Raw genomic sequence first — 19,152 nt, 5'->3', positions numbered from 1 at the left:
CCATCACATCACCGGGTCCGTCGTCCCCCCGTCAAGGAGACGAACCGGGCACGCGGCATGATGGCAGGACCATGCTCGTACGGGAACGTCCGTCCTCCGGTGGAGGGGACGAATCAGACACCGACCGTGACGGCCACGACGGTCGGCGGCTCATCGCGCGCCGCGGCGTCGTCGGTGTGCTCGTCGGCGCCCTGGTCATGCTGCTCGCCGCGTCCGCCCTGGCGGCCACCGGCTCGAGCCTCGGCTTCCTCGGCCTGGCCTCGAACGCGGGCGGTTCGCCCGGCGTCCTCGGCGGCTCCAGCACCGGCCCGACCTCCGACCGGGCGGCGCTCCCGTCGACCCCGGGGACGTGCCTGACCTGGACGACCGCCGACGGGTCGGACGTCTCGCAGGTGCCCTGCGCGCAGTCCCACCTGTTCGAGACGGCGGGGGCGGTGCAGGCCCCGCTGCCCGAGGGCGCGCCGTTCCCGACCGACGCCGCGTGGCAGCAGCTGGTGGCCTCGCAGTGCGGTCCCGTGGTGCAGGGCTACCTCGCGAAGCCGCTCGACCCGACCGGCCGCTACAAGATGGGCGCGCTGAAGCCCACCCAGGCCGCCTGGGAGGAGGGGGACCGCACGGTCCGCTGCGGGCTGCAGGCCCCCGGCCGGTCCGGCGCGCTGTTCTCCTCCACCGGGAAGGTCGCCGACGCCGATCAGGCCGTCGTCTTCGCGCCCGGCACCTGCCTCGGGCTCGCGGGCAAGGAGGTGTCCGACCCGGTGTCCTCGTGCGCGAAGACGCACGCCGCCGAGGTCGCGGGCACCGTCGACCTCGGTCAGAAGTTCCCGAACGCGCTGCCCTCGGTCGACGACCAGGACAACTTCCTGCAGCCGGCGTGCACCAAGGTCGCGCAGGACGCGGTGGGCGCCCAGAAGCTGACCGACTCGAAGCTCACCGTGTACTGGACGAACATCAACCAGGCCTCGTGGGACGCCGGGACGCGGCGGGTCAGCTGCAACATGGGTTCGTTGCTGGCCGACAACTCCGGCTTCGCGCCGCTGACCGGTGCGGTGAAGGACGGCGTGACGATCGGCGGAGCGGCCCCGGCGTCGGCCGACCCGCTGCCGCCCGCGGGTGCCCCCGCCGACGCCCCGGCCACCTCGACGTCGGCCGCCCCCAGCGCCGACCCGGCCGCCCCCGGGAACTCCACCGCCCCACAGCCGGGCCTGCAGCTGCCGGTGCCGCTGCCCGGGATCGGCCGGCAGCAGACCCCGGCGCCCGCCCCGGCCAACTGAGCCGACGGTGGACGGGGTCGCTCCCGAGCGCTTCGAGGAGCTCGTCGGGGAGGCGCTCGACGAGCTCCCGCCGGAGCTGCTGCGGGCGATGGACAACGTCGTCGTCCTCGTCGAGCCCCGCGACCCGACCGACCCGGAGCTGCTCGGGCTCTACGAGGGTGTCGCGCTGACCGAGCGCACGAGCGACTACGACGGCGTCCTGCCCGACCGCATCACCCTCTACCGCGACGCGCTCGTCGCCCTGTGTGCCGACGAGGACGAACTGCGCGACGAGGTGGCGATCACGGTGGTGCACGAGATCGCGCACCACGTCGGGATCGACGAGGAGACGCTGCACCGGTACGGCTGGGGCTGAGCTCCGACCCTGGCACCGAGGATCACGTCGGGCAGGCTCGACCGCCCGCGGGCCCGCCCGGCGTCACCCTCGCGCCGCGCCGGGGGTGGACGGACGGCCGCCGGACGGGCAGCCTGGCCGCCCATGGCGGACCTGATCGCGCAGTTCCTGCGGGCCGTGGACGAGGCGGGTGATCGCGTGATCCCGGAGTCGGCCCTGGCGGGCGGCGTCGCCGAGGACCAGCAGGCCCAGTTCGACGCGTTCCTCGCCCAGCTCGAGCAGGCCGGCCTCATCGAGGACGTGAGCCCGGAGGCCGCCGGGCGACGCTTCGTCCACGTCGCGGTCACGGACACCGGCCGCACGTACGTGGCCGACCAGGGGGCGTAGGCGCGTTCAGCCGCTCGTCGCGTCGCGGGTGGAAGCCAGCCCGCCCGGGGCCTCGCGGCGCCACGCCGCGAGGCGCCACCCGCCGTCGGGAAGGCTCCCGAACTCGAGGCGCCCGCAGTTGTCGAGGTGGTCGTCCCCGTCCGGGCGCAGGTCGCTGGCGCCGGCGAGGGCGTGCCCGACGAGGCGCAGCACGGCCCCGTGGCTGACGAGCACGACGGTCTCGTCGGGGTGGCGGCGGCGCAGGTCCTCGACGGCGGGGAGGTAGCGGTCGAGGACGTCCTGGCCGGACTCGCCCCCGGGCATGCGGGCGGTGACGTCGCCCGCGCGCCAGGCGTCGTAGACCGCGCGGAAGACGCCGACCGACTCGTCGTCGGAGCGTCCCTCCAGGTCGCCGACCTGCACCTCGTGCACACCGTCGACCGCGCCGGGCGTCAGGCCGAGCACCGTCCCGACGACGCCGGCCGTCTCCTGCGCCCGCCGCGCCCGCGACCCGTAGAGCGCGGTGACGCCGAGTTCGGCGAGTTCCTTGCCGAGCGCCTCGGCCTGCAACCGGCCGAGGTCGGTGAGCCCGGGCCCGGGCAGCCGGGTGTCGAGGGTCTTCGCGACGTTGGCCGGCGTCTGGCCGTGGCGGGCGAGCACCAGGGTGGTCACGGTCTCCACGTCTACCCGACGACGGGCCCGGGGGCCGGGTGGGATGGCGAGGATCGCAGCGTGTGCAACCAGTGCTCGGCCGCCTCGTAGTCGGCCGGGTGCTGGCCCGGTACCGGGGCGGCGACCGGCGGCGACGGCGCGGTGGACCCGGCCGGGACGGTCGCGCGGGGGTAGGAGCCGAGGAAGCGCAGGTCGGTGCACCGCCGGTGCAGCGCCGCGAGGGCCTCGCCCATCGGCGCCTCGGCGACGTGCCCGGCGCCGTCGAGGAAGAACCAGTACGTGCCCAGCCGGGCCTTGGACGGCCGCGACTCGATGCGGGTGAGGTCGACGCCGCGGATCGCGAACTCGGAGAGGATCGCGAGCAGCGCACCGGGCTCGTTGACGGTGGTCGCGGCGATCGAGGTGCGATCGGCACCGGTCGGGGCGGGCAGGGCGCAGCCGGCGCGGGCGACGACGACGAAGCGGGTGACGGCGTCGCCGGTGTCGTGCACCCCGTCGGCGAGCACCTCGAGCCCGTAGTGGCGGGCGGCCACGGGAGCGCACACGGCGGCGTCGACCTGGCCGTCGGCCACCGCCGCCGCGGCCGCCGCGGTGGACGGCGTCATCCGCACCTCGGCGTGCGGCAGGTGCGTCGCGAGCCAGCGCCGGGTCTGCGCCTCCCCGTGCGGGTGGGAGGCCACGGTGGCGACGTCGGCGGCGGTCGTCCCCGGGCGCACCAGCACCCCGAACCGCACCGGCAGCAGGATCTCCCGGATCACGACGACGGGTGGGGTCTCCACGAGCCCGTCCATGGTCGCCGGGACCGCGCCCTCGACGGAGCTCTCGATCGGGACGCAGGCCAGCTCGGCGTCACCGGCGCGCAGGGCGTCCAGGGCGGCCGTGGTGCTCGCGGCCGGCTCCGTCGTCGCCCCGGGGAAGTCGTCGATCACCGACCCGAGCGCCTGCTCGCAGAAGGTGCCGTGCGGCCCCAGGAACGCGATCCGCACTCAGACCAGCCCCAGGCGTGCCATCTCGGCCCCCTGGTCGGCGGGCGCGGTCGACCCGAACGACGACAGGTGCGCGCGGACCTGCATGGCGGTCCGCTCGTCGACGGACCCCATCTCGCGGGCGAGGGCGTCGGCGTCGGTGGCCTCGAGGGCGTCGCGGACGTCCTCGACGAGCTCGTCGGAGACGTCGGACCCCTCCTCCGGGGCCGCTCGCAGCGCGCGGGTCACCGCCACGAGGAGGTTGAGCCAGCCGTGGTGGTCGAACCCGGTCGCGGGGTCGACGTGCCGGGCCGCGGACTGCAGCCCGATGCTCGCCGTGAAGGAGCGCCCGGAGGCGGCCACGACGGCGAGGAAGCGCGACACGTCGGTGACGCCGGGGAACGCACCCGCCCGGTCGCCGCCGCAGCGCAGCTTCGGGCGGCACCCGTGGCCGACCACGCGGCGGACCCCGTCGATCCAGTCGTCGGAGCCGTCGGCGTCCGGGCGGCGGGGCTCGACGACCGCGACGACCTCGTCGGGCACGAACTCGGTCACCCGCTCGAGCCAGATCGAGTCGACGTCGTGGGGCGCGGGCATCTCGACGGTGCCGGTGGTCAGCAGCGCCGCGCGCGAGGACGTCAGCGACAGCGCCTTCGGCACGCCGCCGAGCCCGGTGTCGACCGAGAGCGCGACCGGCAGCGGTGCGGACGGGCGCCGCTTGACGAGCTCCGCGACGAACTCCTGCAGCCGGGAGACCGGGACGACCAGCGACCCGAGCAGACCGCCGTGCTCGCCCGCGCGGGCGTCGAGGTGGGCGCCGACGACGTCGGCCATCTCGCGCCGCGGGCCCGGCGAGACCAGTGCGGCGTCGTCGAGGATGCGCGCGAGGAGCGTGGGCACACCGTCGACCGGTGCCCCACCGGCCTGGGGGACGGTGGACACCAGGGCACGGTAGCGGGCGGGGACACCGGGTTCGTCCACCGGGCATCGCCCTTGCCCTTCGACCCCTCGCTTCGGTTAGGCTCACCTAAGTTTGCCGACCGTGAGGAGCCCGCCGTGGTCTGGAGCCGCCCGCCCGAGCCCGCCGTCCCGAGTCCGGCCGAACGTGCCCGGGCGACGGCCACGCGGGCGTCGTCCGCCGCCCTGATCACGGGGTCGCCGACGGTCGACGAGCACGACCGGGTCGTCCCGACGCTCCACCACGTGCCGGCCTCCGGCGCCGCGACGCTGCAGGTCCCGGCCGACCACCCGCTGGTGGCCGCCACCCGCCGCGCCGAGCACCTGCCCGTGATGATGGAGCTGACCGACTCCGCGCCGGCCGCGGTGCGCCAGCCGGTCCGCGGCCTCGTCTGGGTGTGCGGGCGCGTGCGGGTGCTCCCGGCCCGCGTGGCCCGCCGCGCCGCGCTGCGGATCGCGGCGGAGCGGCCCGACGAACGCCTGCTCGACGTCGGGCACGCCGACGTCCTGCTGCGGCTGGACCCCGCCTCCGTGGTCCTGAGCGACGCCGAGGGCACCGGCACCTTCACCCCCGCCGAGGTGGCCGCCGCCCCGGCCGACCCGTTCACGGAGTGCGGCGACGACTGGCTCGCCCACCTGGCCGGGGCGCACGGGTCGCTGGTCACGGGCCTCGCCCGTCACCTGCCCCCGGCGCTGAACCGCCCGGAGCACACCCTCGTGCCGCTCGCCGTCGACCGGCTCGGCCTGCGCCTGCGGGTCGAGACCGCCCACGGCGACCACGACGTCCGGCTCGGGTTCGCCGGCCCGGTGGGCTGCCCGCGGCTGCTCGGCGCGGAGGTGCGCCGGCTCGCAGGTCTCCTCGACCCCGAGGTCAGTTCGAGGACGCCCGCAGCGGAGCGGTGACCTTCCGCTCGGCCACGAACGACACGAACGGGATCGTCCCCGCCAGCGCCACCAGGAGCAGCTTCCCCACCGGCCAGCGGGCCTTCACCCCGAGGTCGGCGGTGAGGGCCAGGTAGCCCATGTAGAGGAACCCGTGGATCGGGCCCACGATCGCCACGAGCAACGGCTGGTCCGCGAAGTACTTCAGCGGCATCGCCACCAGCACGAGCACCAGCAGGCCGACACCCACCACGTAGGCGCCCACCCGGTAGCGGCGCATGGCGGCGACGACCTTGTCGGTGAGGGCGGCGGTCGGAGCGGTCACGGGGTCGACTCCTCGTTCCGGGGGCCGTCGGTGCGGTCGCGGCGGCCCAGCTCGGCCAGCATGGCGTTGTACTCGTCGGAGGCCCGGACCCGGGTGGGCCGACCCGCGCCCGCACCCGGCTCGACACCGGTCGGCCGCGGGGTGAACGGGCTGTCGGCCTCGGGGATCGACCCGGCCGCGGGAGCCGGGGACGGCCCGTCGTCGGGACCCTCCTGGACCTCGGTGAGGTAGCGCGCCTCGGAGCGCAGCATCCGCCACCACAGCGCCGCGAAGAAGACGCCGAACAGCGGCCACTGCAGCGCGTACCCGGCGTTGAGCAGCGTGCCGGTGTCCGACTCCGCGCGGCCGAGCTGCCAGTAGGCCATGCCCCCGCACACGACGACGGCGCAGAGCGCGAGCACGGTCCAGCCCACCCACCGGGGGGTCGCCAGCACTCGCAGGACCTGCACCCCACCGAGGTTACCGACGCGCCCGGTGTGGACTCCGTGGCGTGCGTCGCGGCCTAGGGTGATCACCGATGAACAGCTGGCTCTCCCCGGCACGGCCCGACGTCGAGGTCGTGACCGGCCGCGAGCGCCGGCTGCTGGTCACCGAGATCCTCGTCGTGGCCACCGTGACCCTCGGGCTGTCCGGGCTGCGGTCGCTCATCTCGCTGCTGGACTCCCTGGCCGCGCCCGCCCCGCTCGCGCAGCGGCAGGTGACGATCGACCGGCCGCTCGCCACCGACGCCTGGGTGGACCTCGCCGCGCAGCTCGCGTCCTCGCTGCAGCTCCTGGCCTGGGGCGGGCTCGGCCTCTACCTCCTGCTGCGGGCCGGGTCCGGGCCGCGCGGCGTCGGGCTGGACGGGCGCCGGCCGTGGCGGGACCTCCGCGCCGCGTGCGGGCTCGCCGCGCTCATCGGCATCCCCGGGCTGGGCTTCTACCTGGTCACGCGCGCGATCGGGATCAACCTCACGGTGGTCCCGTCGGTGCTCGACGACCACTGGTGGCGGGTACCGGTGCTGCTGATCTCGGCCTTCGCGAACTCGTGGGCCGAGGAGGTGCTCGTCGTCGGCTGGCTGCTCTCGACGCTGCGTCGGCTCGGGCTCTCCGAGAACCGGTCGTTGCTGCTCGCGGCGGCGCTGCGCGGCTCCTACCACCTGTACCAGGGCTTCGGCGGCGGCGTCGGCAACCTCGTCATGGGCCTGGTGTTCGGCCGGTACTGGCAGCGCACCGGGCGGCTCTGGCCCCTCGTGTGGGCGCACACGCTCATCGACGTCGTCGCCTTCGTGGGCTCCGCGCTGCTCGCCGGGAAGGTGTCCTTCCTGCCCGGGAACTAACCTCGGCCCGGTGACCCCGCGCGTGGACTCCGAGGTCGGACCGCTCCGGACGGTCGTGCTGCACCGCCCGGGCCCGGAGCTGCAGCGGCTCACCCCGCGCAACGCCGACCGGCTGCTCTTCGACGGCATCCCGTGGGTCGAGCGGGCGCAGCTCGAGCACGACCGGTTCGCCGACACCCTGCGACGGCACGGCGTCGAGGTGCTGCTGCTCGCCGACCTGCTCACCGAGGCTCTTCACGACGACGGGTCGCGGAGGTCCGGCATCGCCGCGGCGGTCGACGAGCGGGTGCTCGGCAAGGAACTCGGAGCGGGCGTCCGGGCGCAGCTCGACGGCCTGCCCGCCCCGGAACTGGCCACCGCGCTGATCGGCGGGCTGACCTTCCGCGAGCTCGGCGACGGCGAGAACTCCCTGGTCCGGCGCATGCACGGCCCGGACGAGTTCGCGGTCGACCCGCTGCCGAACCTCATGTTCACCCGCGACTCCTCGATGCGGGTCGGCGACCGGGTGGTCGCCGCCGCCATGGGCATGCCCGCCCGGCGCCGGGAGGCCTCGCTCGTCGCGCTGGCCCACGCCGGGCGGCCGGAGCTCGGCGGCGTGACCCACACGCAGCCCCGCGACACCTCGGCGGTGGAGGGCGGCGACGTGCTGCTGCTCGCCCCCGGGGTGCTCGCGATCGGCGTCGGGGAGCGCACCAGCCCGGCCGGGGCCGAGTCGTTCGCCCGGGCGATGTTCGCGGACGGCCTGGCCCACACCGTGCTCGCCGTCCCGATCACGCAGCGGCGGGCGACGATGCACCTCGACACCGTCGCGACCATGGTCGACGTCGACACCATGGTGGTGTTCCCGCAGGTCCTGGACGCGCTCGAGGCATGGACCATCCAGCCGAGCACGTCCGATCTGTCCATCACCGGTCCCGAGCCGTTCCGTCCGGCCGCCGCCCGCGCGATGGGGATCGACGAGCTCCGCGCGGTCGACACCGGCCCCGCCGGGGTCGCCGCCGAGCGCGAGCAGTGGGACGACGGCAACAACACCCTCGCGCTGGCACCCGGCCTCGTCGTCGCCTACGAGCGCAACACCACGACGAACGGTCGGCTGCGCGACGCGGGCGTCGAGGTCGTGACCATCGAGGGCTTCGAGCTGGGCTCCGGCCGCGGCGGGCCGCGGTGCCTGTCGTGCCCCTGGGAGCGCGACGTCACCTGATCGGGTCGGCGCGCCCTCGTTCGGCGCAGCCAGACGTGCGTCCGGCCACAGACGACCGTGCCCCACTGCACCGGTACGGACGCCGTCCTAGCGTCCGTCCCGTGCTGAGGAAGCGCCCAGTCGGTCGTACGCCGGTGAACCCGCTGCGACGTCTGTCCGGCGAACGCTGGGAGGCGATGGAGCCGACCTGGCGGGACGCGAAGCCGGGCATCATCCACGCCGCTCAGGAGCGGGCGCAGGCCCGGCCGTCGGGCAACTGGTACGTCGTCGGGGCGTCCCGCGACGTGGCGGTCGGCTCACCGGTCGGCGTGACGGTGGCGGGCGTCGAGCTGGTCGTCTGGCGGGCTCCCGACGGCGGGTTGCACGCCGGCCCGGGCGCCTGCCCCCATCTCGGCGCGGACATGTCCACCGCGCAGCAGTCGGGCTGCGAGCTGATCTGCCGCTGGCACGGCCTCGCCCTCGGCCCGTCCGGCCGGGCGGGCTGGCGCACGCTGCCCGCGCACGACGACGGGGTGCTCGCCTGGGTCCGCCTCGACGCCGTCGGCGGGGAGGAGCCCACCGATGCGCCGGTCCTCCCCGTCCGGCCGCCGCACACGGAGAGCCTCGTCGCGGTGGCCACCATCACCGGGACCTGCGAGCCCGAGGACGTCATCGCGAACCGCCTCGACCCGTGGCACGGCGCCTGGTTCCACCCGCACTCGTTCGCCGACCTGCGCGTGGACTCCGCTCCCGCGCGCACCGCCACCGACGACGAGGACCACTTCGACCTCCGCGTGGCGTTCCGGCTCACCCGCCACTACGGCGTGCCGGTCGAGGCGCGCTTCACCTGCCCCGACCCGCGCACCATCGTCATGCACATCACCCGCGGCGAGGGGGCGGGCAGCGTCGTCGAGACCCACGCGACGCCGCTGGCGCCGCACCCCGACGGCCGGGCGCGCACGCTCGTGACGGAGGCCGTGCTCGCCTGGTCGGGCCGGGAGGGCTTCGGGCACGCGAAGAAGGCGCAGTGGCTCGTCCGCCCGCTCATGGAGTTCGCGGCGAAGCGCCTGTGGGTCGACGACATCGAGTACGCCGAGCGCACCTACGAGGTGCGCCGGCGTCGGTCGCTCTCCTCCTGAGTGTCAGCGGTGGCACACGGCTGCCACCGGACGTCAGCGGTGGGCCACCGCTGACGTCCCCTCCGGCCGGACTCAGATGGGCCGGCGGCCGAGGATCGTGTGGACGATCCCCTTCTGCCAGCCGTCCACCGGCTCCACCCGGACGTCGTCGAGGCCGGCGTCGCGCAGCCGGCCGGTGAGCCGGATGATGCCGTCGAAGTGCAGGACCGACTTCCACAGGTACCGGTAGAGCGAGGCGTCCCCGGTCACCCGCCATCCGAGCGGGATGATGATCGCCCAGCAGACCGCGGTCCAGGTCGCGCGCGAGCGGGCCGAGTCGGCCACCGAGTACTCGTGCACCGCGAGCGGCGCCCCCGGCGCGAGCAGCGCGTGGAGGTCCTTCACCCCGGCGGTGACGTCGGGCAGGTTGCGCAGCAGGTAGGCGGCGAGGATGCCGTCGAACGGCCCCTCCACCCCGTGGGCGGCGAGCTCCTCGGCGCGGGAGTGCACGAACCGCACCGTGTCCGGCCACGACTTGGCGCGGGCCTGCGCCAGCATCTCGGCCGACGCGTCGGCGGCCACGATCTCCGCCGCCGGGTACGTCTCCACGAGCGCCTGCGTGGACAGCCCGGTCCCGCACCCGACGTCGAGCAGCCGCAGCCCGGCCCCGTCGTCGGGCAGGGCCAGCCGCCGCGCGGAGAGCCGCAGGTGGTCGAGATAGCCCGGGTTGGCACCGACGAGGCGGTCGTAGGAGGTGGCGTCCTGGTCGAAGGCCGCCGGAACCTCGGCGGCCTCGCGCTCGCGGTCGAAGGTCACGAGGGGCCATCCTGCCGTGCGGGCGCGGACCGAGCACTTCCGGCAGCGGGGACGAACCCCGCCTCCGGGGGCGGCGCACGAACCTGAGAGCGCTACCGACGAACGGCGCAGCGATCATGTCCGTCGTCGCCGGATCCCGGTCGATCGGCGCGGTGGGCGCCCCTCGGCTCTCAGGATTCCGGGTCACGCCCAGGTCACGGACCTACCTTCTGCGGCCGTGCGCAGACGGATGACGACGATCGCCTGGACCGGGATCCTCGCCGCGATGACCGCGGTGCCGTTCGCGCTCTCGGCCTGGCGCGGGCACTCCACCGCGCCCGGCGCGATGCTCTCGGTCGGGCTGGGGGTGCTCGGGCTCGGCGCACTGGTCGTGGTCGTCGTGGTGCCCAGCCGGATCCGCACCCTCACCCGCGCGTTCGGCGTCGACCGCGTCATGGGCCTGCACCGGTGGCTGGGCATGCTCGCCCTGGCCGCCGTGGTCGCGCACGCCGCCGTGGCGATCTGGAACCACCCGGAGCTCGGCGACCCGATCACCGCCCGGACCACGGCGAAGGTCGGCTGGGGGTCCCTGGTCGCGCTGCTCGCCGTCGGCGGCGTCGCGGCGGGCGGGCGCCGTCCCGGGGCGCGCTACGAGCTGTGGGCCCGCCTGCACGTGGCCCTCGCCGCGGCCGGTCTGGTCCTGGCCGCGCTGCACGTGATCTGGCTGAACCACCTGGTCGCCGACCCGGTCATGCGGGTGTGTCTGGTCGTCCTCGCCGGGGCGCTCCTCCTGGTGCTCGTCCACCGCTGGGTCTGGCGGCCGCTGTTCTCCCGCCAGGGCGCCTACGTCGTCTACGGCGTGCGCCGCGAGGGGCCCAGCGTCGCCACCCTCGTGCTGGCGCCCGTGCACCTGCGTCGCGGCGGGCTGCGCTTCGACCCCGGACAGTTCGTGTGGCTGCGGCTGCGCCGGGCCGTCGTCGGGACCGAGGAGCACCCGTTCACCATCGCCTCGAGCGCGAACGTGCCCGGCCGGCTCGAGATCACCGTGCGGGACCAGGGCGACTTCTCCCACCGGGTGGCCGCGCTGCGCCAGGGCGACAAGGTGTGGCTCGACGGCCCCCACGGCTCGTTCACCGCCGAGAACCACGGCGGCCGCGCGGGGCTCGTGCTCGTCGCGGGCGGCGTCGGGATCACCCCGATGATGAGCATGCTGCGCACGCTCGCCGAGCGGGGCGACGTCCGGCGGCACCGGCTGGTGCTGGCCGAGCGGGGCTCCGAGCCGCTGTTCGCCTCCGAGCTGGAGGTGCTGCGCCGCCGCCTCGACCTCGAGGTGACCCGGCTCGCCGGGCGCCGCATCGACGTCGCGCTCCTCTCCGAGGTCCTGCCCCCGTCCCCCGAACGGGAGCACCTCGACTACTTCGTCTGCGGTCCCGCCTCGCTCGCGACCGGGACCCTCGCCGCCCTCGAACAGCTCGCCGTCCCCGCCTCGCGGGTGCACTGCGAGCAGTTCGGGTGGTCCGGGCCGCTGCCCACCACGACCTCCGGGGCATCCGCCCCGGTCGATCCCGCTCCCCCGAAGGACCCCCATGTCCCGACACTCGGCCCGGCCGCGCATCCCGCGGTGGGCGGTCGCCGTCCCGCTCTCGATCCTGCTCGTCCTCGGGGCGGCACAGGCCTGGGCGTCCTCCCGGAGGAACGACACCCCGACGAACGGCTCGACGAGCTCGCAGCACGGACGGGCCCCCTCCCTGCTGTCCCGTCTGACCTCGGCCGTCACCGGTCGGTCGCACCAGGCGGACCCGGGGACGAACAACGGCGGGACGGGCGACGGCGCGGCGGGCACCACGACCGCCGCGTCCGCGACGACGAGCGCGTCAGCCACGCCCGACGCCGCCGCGGCGGCCGGCATGCACAAGTCTGACGCCCAGAAGCCGCACCAGCAGCAGCAACAGCAACAGCAACAGCCGAACCCGAACTGCACGCTCGTGGTGCCGCCCGCGCCGCTGACGGCCGCCGGGCTCGCCACCCCCTACCGGCTGAAGGGCTCCGGGGATCAGGGCGCGTGCCACGAGGCGAACAAGGCGCAGGCCGCGTTCGTCGAGGCCAGCGTGCTCGACCCCGCCACCGGCGCGCTGTCGGTCTACCACCCGCTGGTGATCGACGACGGGTCCCGGCCCGCCGCCGCGCCGATCACCCCGCAGCTGCCCGCGGGCGCGGTCGTCGGCGTCTGGTTCGGCTTCAACGGCACCACGCTGACCCTCGACGGCGACAAGGCCGGCTGCGTCAACGGCACCCCGGACTCGCCGTTCGGGCAGTTCGCCGACTGCGGCGCGGCGCCGTTCTTCGCCGCCGCGAACGCCGCGGTCGCCGCGGGTCGGACCACCGTGCCCGCCCTCGGCACCGCCGCCGACGGCCGGCCCTGCCCGACCACCCGCGACTTCGCGGTGGTCGACCAGGACCAGAGCGACAACCTCGCCACCTCCTACCGGGTGCTGGGCGACGGACGGACGGCCCAGAACACGGCCGCGACGACCGGCCTCGGCGGCACCGTCCTGACCAACGCCAGCGACAACGGCCTGCTCGACGCGTTCATCGACCCGGCGCTGGGCTGCCGGCCGATGACCGCGCCCGACCTCGGCGACGGCGGCAAGGCGGTTCCCTCGCTCGCGCTGAACGAGCTGCAGGCCGCCGCGCACCAGGGCGACCCGGTCGCGCTCGTCCCGTCGAACGACCCGATGGTGCTGGCCGGGGACAACCCCTCGCGCGCCAAGCTCGTCCTCTACCGGCTCGGCGTCGACCAGTCGCCCGCCGCGTCCGCCGACGGCGGCGCCTACTGCCGCTCCCTGGCCGCGGTGGCCCCCGGACGGCTGAAGGCCGACCAGGCCCGCTTCGCGGCCGCACCGTCGCCCGACCCGGCGGCCGCGAACTCCCTGTTCACCTTCCTCGCCCAGCGCCTGCAGGCCTCGTTCAAGAACCTGAACTGCGCGAAGCTCGGTGCACCGGCCCTCCCGCTCACCGTCAAGCAGGACGGTGACAAGGCGGTGGCCGCGACGATCGGCTGACCCCGGGGCGGGGGTGCGGCGAGGCGGGGGTGCGGCGAGGCGGGGGTGCGGCGAGGCGGGGGTGCGGCGAGGCGGGGGTGCGGCGAGGCGGACGCCATACCCTCGCGAGGTTAGGCTGACCTACACTCCCGGGATGGAAGAGCCGTCCCCCTCGAGGTTCCACGACCTCCTGCGTGACCAGATCCGCCACGAGTTCACGGCGTCGCAGCAGTACACCGCGGTCGCCGTGTACTGCGACGACGAGGATCTCCCGCAGCTGGCGGCGCACTTCTACGCGCAGGCGCTCGAGGAGCGCAACCACGCCATGGGGATGGTGCAGTACCTGCTCGACAACGACGTGCACGTCCGCATCCCGGGCGTCGACGAGGTCCGCAACGACTTCAAGTCGGTCGAGGACGTCGTGGAGCTGGTCCTCGACCAGGAGCGCCGGGTCACCGACCAGATCACGCTGCTGGCCCGCACCGCGCGCGACCAGGGCGACTACCTGGGCGAGCAGTTCATGCAGTGGTACCTCAAGGAACAGGTCGAGGAGGTCGCCTCGATGACGACGCTCCTGCGGATCGTGCGCCGCGCCGGCGACAACCTGTTCCACGTGGAGGACTTCGTCGCCCGCGAGATGCCGGCCGACGCGGGGACCGACCCGACCGCGCCGCCGTCCGCCGGTGGCGTCGCGAGCCTCGGCGGCGCCGCCTGAGTCGGCAGGCGGTGGATCGACAGGCCGTGGGTCAGCCCGCGACGACGTAGCTGCGGCCCGTCCGACGCAGGACGGGGGCGAGCAGCTCGGTCAGGTGGGCGGTGACCCGGACGGTCAGCAGCGCCACGACCACGGCGACGACGTCGGACCAGAAGTGCAGCACGACGCCGTCCGCGAGCGCCTGGGTGCTCTCGCCGAACCCCTGCACCACGGTGACGACGCCGAGCACGACGCCGACCGCCCACGCCGCCCACCACGCGAGCACCGGACGCGAGGGCGTCGGCCGGCGGTCGGCGGCGAACCCGGCGGCGGCGTGTTCGATCTCGGCGAGCGTCGCGCCCGGGACGGTCAGCGTGAGCGGTGGCAGGACACACCCCAGGAGCAGCATCCGCGTGGAGCGCCAGGGTCGCGTGCCCGACGCGTCCGCGGCGAGGCCGCGCGCCTGCAGCAGCCACCGCAGGAAGACGGCGCCGGTGGCGAGGGCGGCGGCGGGGGCGAGCAGCCCGAAGATGCCGACGATCGCGTCGGACCAGCCGAGCAGCACCCCGGAGAGCGCCCGGTCACGGCTCAGGAGCAGCAGGACGTAGCGGAAGACCTCACCGAGGGCGGCGACGCCGCAGAGCAGGGCCGTGGTGAGGGCGAGCCGGCGCAGCAGCCCGGCGGTGGCCCGCAGGGCGTCCGCGGGCGCGGCGGGTGCGGGCGCCGCGAGCGGTCCGTCGGGCCCGCCCGGCTCGGGGCGCGCGGCCCACGGCCACAGGCTCCACCGCGGGATCGACGGGTAGCGCGGCGGTCCGGCGTAGGGCGCGCGCCGGGGGGCGGACGCCCGGGGCCGCGTTGCGTCCGGGGTGGAGGCGACCCAGCGGACCCCGCCGAGCACGCGGCCGCAGTGCACGCAGAAGCGCCCGGACGCACCGGGCGGCTGCTCGCGACCGCACCGCGGACAGGTCACGGGCTCAGACCACCTGGGCCGGGCCGGGACCGTCGGCGACGACCGGGCGACCGGCGGCCTCCCACGCGAGCATCCCGCCCGTCACGTTCACCGCGTCCCGTCCCTGGTTGCGCAGGTAGGCGGTGACCTGGGCCGAGCGGCCGCCGACGCGGCACACCACGGCGAGCGGTCCGTCGGGCACCTGGTCGAGCCGCTCGAGGAACGCCGACATCGGCACGTGCACCGCCTCGGGGGCGTGGCCGGCGGCCCACTCCTCGTCCTCGCGGACGTCGAGCAGCGTGGCACCCGCGGGTACCTCGGACACCGTCACGGCCGGGACGTTCATGGGCTCCATTGTGCGCTGCATCCGGGTGAGCACCCGGTGGGGCACCACGTGGGGCACCCGGTGGGACGCCGCCCCACCGGGTGCAGGCCGGTCAGTGCGGGGCCGCCGTGTTCGACGAGCCCGCCCCGGTCATCGACCGGACCTCCATCTCCGCGGCCTTGCGCTCGTGCTCCGCCTGCTCCGCGGCGTCGCCCCGGCTCGCCCCGACGAACGTGCCGACGACACCGAGCAGGAACGAGAGCGGGATCGACACGATGCCGGGGTTCGACAGCGGGAAGATCGCCTCGCCCGCCGACCCGAACACCACCGGCGACAGCAGGATCAGCACCACGCAGACGACGAGGCCGCCGTAGGTGGAGAACAGCGCCCCGGTGGTGTTGAACTTCTTCCAGAACAGCGAGAACAGCAGCGTCGGCAGGTTCGCCGACGCCGCGACCGCGAACGCCAGCGCCACGAGGAACGCCACGTTCTGGCCGTTGGCGAGGATGCCGCCGATGACGGCGACGACGCCGACCACGAGGGCGGTGCGCCGGGCGACCCTGACCTCGGAGCCGGGCTCCGGCCTGCCCTCCTTGATCACCGACGCGTAGACGTCGTGCGCGAAGGACGCCGCGGAGGTGATGGTCAGGCCCGCGACCACCGCGAGGATCGTCGCGAAGGCGATCGCGGAGACCACGCCGAGCAGCAGGGTGCCGCCGAGTTCGAAGGCGAGCAGCGGGGCGGCGTCGTTGACGTTCTTCGACGACAGCAGGTTCGGCGGGACGATGGCGGCCGCGCCATACCCGATCACCAGGGTGAACAGGTAGAAGATGCCGATGATCCAGATCGCCCAGTTCACCGAGCGGCGCGCCTCCTGCGCCGTCGGCACGGTGTAGAAGCGCATGAGAACGTGCGGGAGCCCGGCGGTGCCGAGCACCAGCGCGACCGCCAGCGAGAGGAAATCGATCCGGCTGGTGATCGTCTTGCCGTACTGGTTGCCGGCGTTGATCAGGTTGGCCGGCGACACCTGGTCGGCCGCGCCGAGCAGCGCGGACAGGTCGAACCCGTAGAGCCCGAGCACCCACACCGTCATCACGGCGGCGCCGATGACGAGCAGGGTCGCCTTGATGATCTGCACCCACGTCGTGCCGCGCATGCCGCCGTAGAGGACGTAGACGATCATGACGAGGCCGACGAGGGCGATGACCAGCGCCTGCCCGTCGAAGATCGTGCCCGGCGTCTTCGGGATGCCGAGCAGCAGCGAGATCAGGCCACCGGCCCCCGCCATCTGCGCGAGCAGGTAGAAGAACGAGACGACGAGCGTCGAGACGGCCGCGGCCGCCCGGACCGGGCGCTGCTTCATCCGGAAGGCGAGGACGTCGCCGAGGGTGAAGCGGCCGACGTTGCGGAGCAGTTCGGCGACGAGCAGCAGCGCCGTGAGCCACGCGACGAGGAAGCCGATCGAGTAGAGGAACCCGTCGTAGCCGTTGACCGCGATGGCCCCGGCGATCCCCAGGAAGGACGCTGCGGACAGGTAGTCGCCGGAGATCGCGACACCGTTCTGCGGACCGGTGAACGAACTGCCGGCCGCGTAGTAGTCCGAGGCCGTCGTCGCCGACCGGCTCACCCGGTAGACGATGAGCAGCGTGATGAGGACGAAACCGAGGAAGATGCCGATGTTCAGGTAGGGATTGCCGAGCTGCGCGGTACCGCCCTGCGCGAGCACTCCGGTCCTCACAGCTTCTCCTCCACCGTCGCCCGGAGCACCTCGGCCTGCGGGTCGATGTTCTTCTCGGCGAACTTCGCGTAGGCCACCGCGATCACGAAGGTCGACACGAACTGCAGGAGTCCGAGCACGAGCCCGACGGTGAAGTTGGTGCCGCCGAGACGGGTGTTCACCACGTCGGGCGCGAAGTCGGCCAGCAGGACGTAGACGAGGAACCAGGCCAGGAACAGGCCGCTCATCAGGAAGATGTACCGGCGCCAGCGGTTGCGGAGAGCCTTGAATTCGGGGCTGCGCTGCATCTCTTCGTACGGGGTCGGAGCTCCGATCGGGTCGGACCCTCTCGAGCTCGCCTCGGTCGCACTCATGCGTGGTCACCCTTCGGGGGGAGTTGGGCCGCCGTGTGCCGGAATTCCAACGGCCGAACCCTAGTGGGCGTCACTCCCGTACAGATGGTTCTTTCGAGTGGCGAATGCCCCTACGTACGGTATGCGTCGTGTGCACCGAGTAGGTGATTCAGCGACCCACACGCATCTCGCCGAGCCCGAGACGCTCGGGAGCGTGCAGGCGCAACAGGGTACGGCCCACCTGGGCCGGGATCCGCGAGGCCGTCGCGCGGCTCACGAGGACCATGGTGATCACCGCGGCCGGCACCGACACGGCCGCCGGCTGCTCCAGCAGGGTGCCGACGACCCCGCCGAGGCGCACCCCGCACAGGGTGGTGATCGCCGCCGAGAGCGACAGCACCCCGCCCACCGCGATCCCCGCGATGGCGCCGCGGTCGGTCAGCCCCCGCCACCAGATCCCGAGCAGCAGCAGCGGGGCGAACGTCGACGCGGCCACCGCGAGCGCGAGGGTCACCGCGTGGGCGAACTCGAGGCGGGCGAGGACCAGGGCGCCCACGATCGGCACCACCCCCGCCACGTGGGCCGCGATGCGGAAGTCGCCGAGACGCCCGGGCAGCACGTCGCTGGAGAGCACCCCGGCCACCGAGAGCAGCAGGCCGGCGGACACCGAGAGCAGCGTGGCCGCGATCCCGGCCGCGACCAGCCCGCCCAGGACGGCACCACCCACCCCGCCGATCGTCAGGGAGGGCAGCAGCAGGACGACGGCGTCGCCCTCCCCGGCGGTGAGCAGTTGGGGGACGACGGACCGGGAGAGCGCGCCGAGCACGATCGGCACGATGCTGAAGAAGCCGAGCAGGGCGATGACCAGCACCGTGGTCCGGCGGGCGGCCCGCCCGTCGGGGTTGGTGTAGTAGCGCACCAGCACGTGCGGCAGGCCCGCCGTCCCGAGGCACGTCGCGAGGAGCAGCGAGTAGACCCACAACGGGTTGCGCTGCCCGTCGCCGAAGGGCCTGTCCCACTGCTGGTTGTCGGAGACCGCCTCCCCCATCACGGGCATCCTCGAGCCGGCGGGGAACACCAGCACGGTGTCCCGGGGGACGTCCTGCTGACCGGGCCCCCAGGTCACGGTGCTCGGCGGCGCGCCGGAGGGGCGGATCTCCACGGTCGTCGGCACGGCCACGGTGAGTTCGACCGAGTCGTGGATCTCCACGGTGGTCGCGCGGTCGAACACCAGCGGCCCGCCGCGGTCGGGGGCCGCGGTGAGCCCCGTCCCGAGGAACCAGGCCACCAGTACGAGGGCGGGGACGACCAGCGCGACGCCCTTGAGCCAGAAGCCGAACGCCTGCACCAGGGTCATCGACCGCATGCCGCCGAAGGTCACCGCGGCGGTGACCACGAGGCCGACGACGAGCACGCCCACCCAGCCCGGGAGGCCCGTGACGACCATGAGGACGAGCCCGGACGCCTGCAGCTGCGGCACGAGGTAGAGCCACCCGATGACCACCACGACGAGCGTGGTCACCGCCCGCAGCGTGGTCGAGTCCAGCCGCGTCTCGGCGAAGTCCGGCACCGTGTAGGCCCCGGAGCGGCGCAGCGGGGCGGCGACGAACAGCAGCAGCACCCCGAAGCCGGCGACGAACCCCACCGGGTACCAGAGGCCGTCCACGCCGTGGGACAGCACGATCCCCGCGATGCCGAGGAACGAGGCCACCGACAGCGACTGCCCGGAGATGGCGGCGGCGTTGGCGCGGCTGCGCACGGTGCGGGAGGCCGCGAGGAAGTCGTCGGTGGAGCGCGTGACGCGCACGCCGAGCGACCCGATCGCGATCACCGCGACGGCGGCGAGCGTGAAGAGGACGACGGCGACGACGGAGTCCGACCCGGTCACGG

General features: G+C 74.5%; 21 protein-coding genes. 10 read left to right on the top strand and 11 right to left on the bottom strand.

Features of this window, described 5'->3' with window-relative positions; all coding sequences use genetic code 11:
* The first annotated feature begins 71 nt into the window (after positions 1 to 71).
* The 3 genes from A3CO_RS30750 to A3CO_RS0107895 all read left to right on the top strand — a co-directional run bounded on the left by A3CO_RS30750 (position 72) and on the right by A3CO_RS0107895 (position 1,992).
* The gene (locus A3CO_RS30750) at positions 72 to 1,271 is read left to right on the top strand and encodes a septum formation family protein (RefSeq protein WP_018331705.1); all 1,200 of its coding nucleotides are present in this window, start codon (positions 72 to 74) and stop codon (positions 1,269 to 1,271) included.
* A gap of 7 nt (positions 1,272 to 1,278) precedes the next feature.
* On the top strand, positions 1,279 to 1,626 hold the full coding sequence (locus tag A3CO_RS0107900; RefSeq protein ID WP_018331704.1) for a metallopeptidase family protein: 348 nt from the start codon (positions 1,279 to 1,281) through the stop codon (positions 1,624 to 1,626).
* Positions 1,627 to 1,749: 123 nt separating this feature from the next.
* A complete protein-coding gene (locus A3CO_RS0107895; RefSeq protein ID WP_018331703.1) occupies positions 1,750 to 1,992 on the top strand; it encodes a hypothetical protein in 243 nt (80 codons plus the stop codon).
* 6 nt (positions 1,993 to 1,998) lie between these two features.
* Here A3CO_RS0107895 and A3CO_RS30745 read toward each other — a convergent pair whose 3' ends face one another.
* The 3 genes from A3CO_RS30745 to A3CO_RS0107880 are packed head-to-tail and all read right to left on the bottom strand — an operon-like array spanning position 1,999 to position 4,550.
* Positions 1,999 to 2,643, bottom strand: a complete 645-nt coding sequence (locus A3CO_RS30745) for a histidine phosphatase family protein (protein ID WP_157647189.1) — start codon at positions 2,641 to 2,643, stop codon at positions 1,999 to 2,001.
* An 11-nt stretch (positions 2,644 to 2,654) separates the two neighbouring features.
* Positions 2,655 to 3,629, bottom strand: coding sequence for a prephenate dehydratase (pheA, locus tag A3CO_RS0107885; RefSeq protein ID WP_018331701.1), 975 nt, complete (start codon positions 3,627 to 3,629; stop codon positions 2,655 to 2,657).
* A complete protein-coding gene (locus A3CO_RS0107880) occupies positions 3,630 to 4,550 on the bottom strand; it encodes a hypothetical protein (protein WP_281167682.1) in 921 nt (306 codons plus the stop codon).
* A 114-nt stretch (positions 4,551 to 4,664) separates the two neighbouring features.
* Here A3CO_RS0107880 and A3CO_RS0107875 point away from each other — a divergent pair, with 114 nt between their 5' ends.
* Complete coding sequence (locus tag A3CO_RS0107875) at positions 4,665 to 5,468, top strand: DUF2470 domain-containing protein (protein ID WP_018331699.1); 804 nt, start codon at positions 4,665 to 4,667, stop codon at positions 5,466 to 5,468.
* On the opposite strand, the gene A3CO_RS0107870 is transcribed toward A3CO_RS0107875, so the two are convergent.
* Both A3CO_RS0107870 and A3CO_RS35465 read right to left on the bottom strand, forming a co-directional pair.
* Positions 5,437 to 5,772: a DUF3817 domain-containing protein gene (locus tag A3CO_RS0107870; protein WP_018331698.1), complete on the bottom strand. Its 336-nt coding sequence runs from the start codon at positions 5,770 to 5,772 to the stop codon at positions 5,437 to 5,439. The genes A3CO_RS0107875 and A3CO_RS0107870 overlap by 32 nt on opposite strands.
* Complete coding sequence (locus A3CO_RS35465) at positions 5,769 to 6,221, bottom strand: hypothetical protein (protein WP_051085881.1); 453 nt, start codon at positions 6,219 to 6,221, stop codon at positions 5,769 to 5,771. Before A3CO_RS35465 ends, A3CO_RS0107870 begins: the two co-directional genes overlap by 4 nt.
* 68 nt (positions 6,222 to 6,289) lie before the next feature.
* Here A3CO_RS35465 and A3CO_RS0107860 point away from each other — a divergent pair, with 68 nt between their 5' ends.
* From A3CO_RS0107860 to A3CO_RS0107850, 3 genes are all read left to right on the top strand, one after another.
* A complete protein-coding gene (locus A3CO_RS0107860; RefSeq protein ID WP_018331696.1) occupies positions 6,290 to 7,090 on the top strand; it encodes a CPBP family intramembrane glutamic endopeptidase in 801 nt (266 codons plus the stop codon).
* Positions 7,091 to 7,100: 10 nt separating this feature from the next.
* Positions 7,101 to 8,291: an arginine deiminase gene (locus A3CO_RS0107855; RefSeq protein ID WP_018331695.1), complete on the top strand. Its 1,191-nt coding sequence runs from the start codon at positions 7,101 to 7,103 to the stop codon at positions 8,289 to 8,291.
* Positions 8,292 to 8,467: 176 nt separating this feature from the next.
* On the top strand, positions 8,468 to 9,409 hold the full coding sequence (locus A3CO_RS0107850) for a Rieske (2Fe-2S) protein (protein ID WP_084681636.1): 942 nt from the start codon (positions 8,468 to 8,470) through the stop codon (positions 9,407 to 9,409).
* 72 nt (positions 9,410 to 9,481) lie between these two features.
* Here A3CO_RS0107850 and A3CO_RS0107845 read toward each other — a convergent pair whose 3' ends face one another.
* Complete coding sequence (locus A3CO_RS0107845; RefSeq protein ID WP_018331693.1) at positions 9,482 to 10,204, bottom strand: class I SAM-dependent methyltransferase; 723 nt, start codon at positions 10,202 to 10,204, stop codon at positions 9,482 to 9,484.
* Positions 10,205 to 10,421: 217 nt separating this feature from the next.
* Between A3CO_RS0107845 and A3CO_RS0107840 the strand changes: the two genes are divergently transcribed.
* The 3 genes from A3CO_RS0107840 (at position 10,422) to A3CO_RS0107830 (ending at position 13,939) form a co-directional block, all read left to right on the top strand.
* On the top strand, positions 10,422 to 12,104 hold the full coding sequence (locus A3CO_RS0107840) for a ferric reductase-like transmembrane domain-containing protein (RefSeq protein WP_245561461.1): 1,683 nt from the start codon (positions 10,422 to 10,424) through the stop codon (positions 12,102 to 12,104).
* Complete coding sequence (locus A3CO_RS0107835; protein WP_211214416.1) at positions 12,091 to 13,245, top strand: hypothetical protein; 1,155 nt, start codon at positions 12,091 to 12,093, stop codon at positions 13,243 to 13,245. Before A3CO_RS0107840 ends, A3CO_RS0107835 begins: the two co-directional genes overlap by 14 nt.
* A 133-nt stretch (positions 13,246 to 13,378) precedes the next feature.
* Positions 13,379 to 13,939, top strand: a complete 561-nt coding sequence (locus A3CO_RS0107830) for a ferritin (RefSeq protein WP_018331690.1) — start codon at positions 13,379 to 13,381, stop codon at positions 13,937 to 13,939.
* Positions 13,940 to 13,970: 31 nt separating this feature from the next.
* On the opposite strand, the gene A3CO_RS30735 is transcribed toward A3CO_RS0107830, so the two are convergent.
* The 5 genes from A3CO_RS30735 to A3CO_RS0107805 form a co-directional block, all read right to left on the bottom strand.
* On the bottom strand, positions 13,971 to 14,888 hold the full coding sequence (locus tag A3CO_RS30735; RefSeq protein ID WP_018331689.1) for a DUF4328 domain-containing protein: 918 nt from the start codon (positions 14,886 to 14,888) through the stop codon (positions 13,971 to 13,973).
* Positions 14,889 to 14,892: 4 nt separating this feature from the next.
* On the bottom strand, positions 14,893 to 15,213 hold the full coding sequence (locus A3CO_RS0107820) for a rhodanese-like domain-containing protein (protein WP_018331688.1): 321 nt from the start codon (positions 15,211 to 15,213) through the stop codon (positions 14,893 to 14,895).
* A 91-nt stretch (positions 15,214 to 15,304) separates the two neighbouring features.
* The gene (locus A3CO_RS0107815; RefSeq protein WP_245561460.1) at positions 15,305 to 16,930 is read right to left on the bottom strand and encodes a solute symporter family protein; all 1,626 of its coding nucleotides are present in this window, start codon (positions 16,928 to 16,930) and stop codon (positions 15,305 to 15,307) included.
* Positions 16,927 to 17,283 (bottom strand): DUF485 domain-containing protein, encoded by a 357-nt coding sequence (locus A3CO_RS0107810; protein WP_033413990.1) that lies wholly within the window; start codon positions 17,281 to 17,283, stop codon positions 16,927 to 16,929. The genes A3CO_RS0107815 and A3CO_RS0107810 overlap by 4 nt, the downstream gene beginning before the upstream one ends.
* 148 nt (positions 17,284 to 17,431) lie before the next feature.
* Entirely contained in the window at positions 17,432 to 19,150 is a 1,719-nt protein-coding gene (locus tag A3CO_RS0107805; RefSeq protein ID WP_018331685.1) for a sodium/solute symporter, read from the bottom strand.
* Positions 19,151 to 19,152: the final 2 nt, after the last annotated feature.

Source organism: Actinomycetospora chiangmaiensis DSM 45062 (genome assembly GCF_000379625.1).
Lineage (GTDB): Bacteria > Actinomycetota > Actinomycetes > Mycobacteriales > Pseudonocardiaceae > Actinomycetospora > Actinomycetospora chiangmaiensis.
Note: the sequence above shows the minus strand (reverse complement) of the source record. Positions and strands in the feature narration are given on the sequence as shown.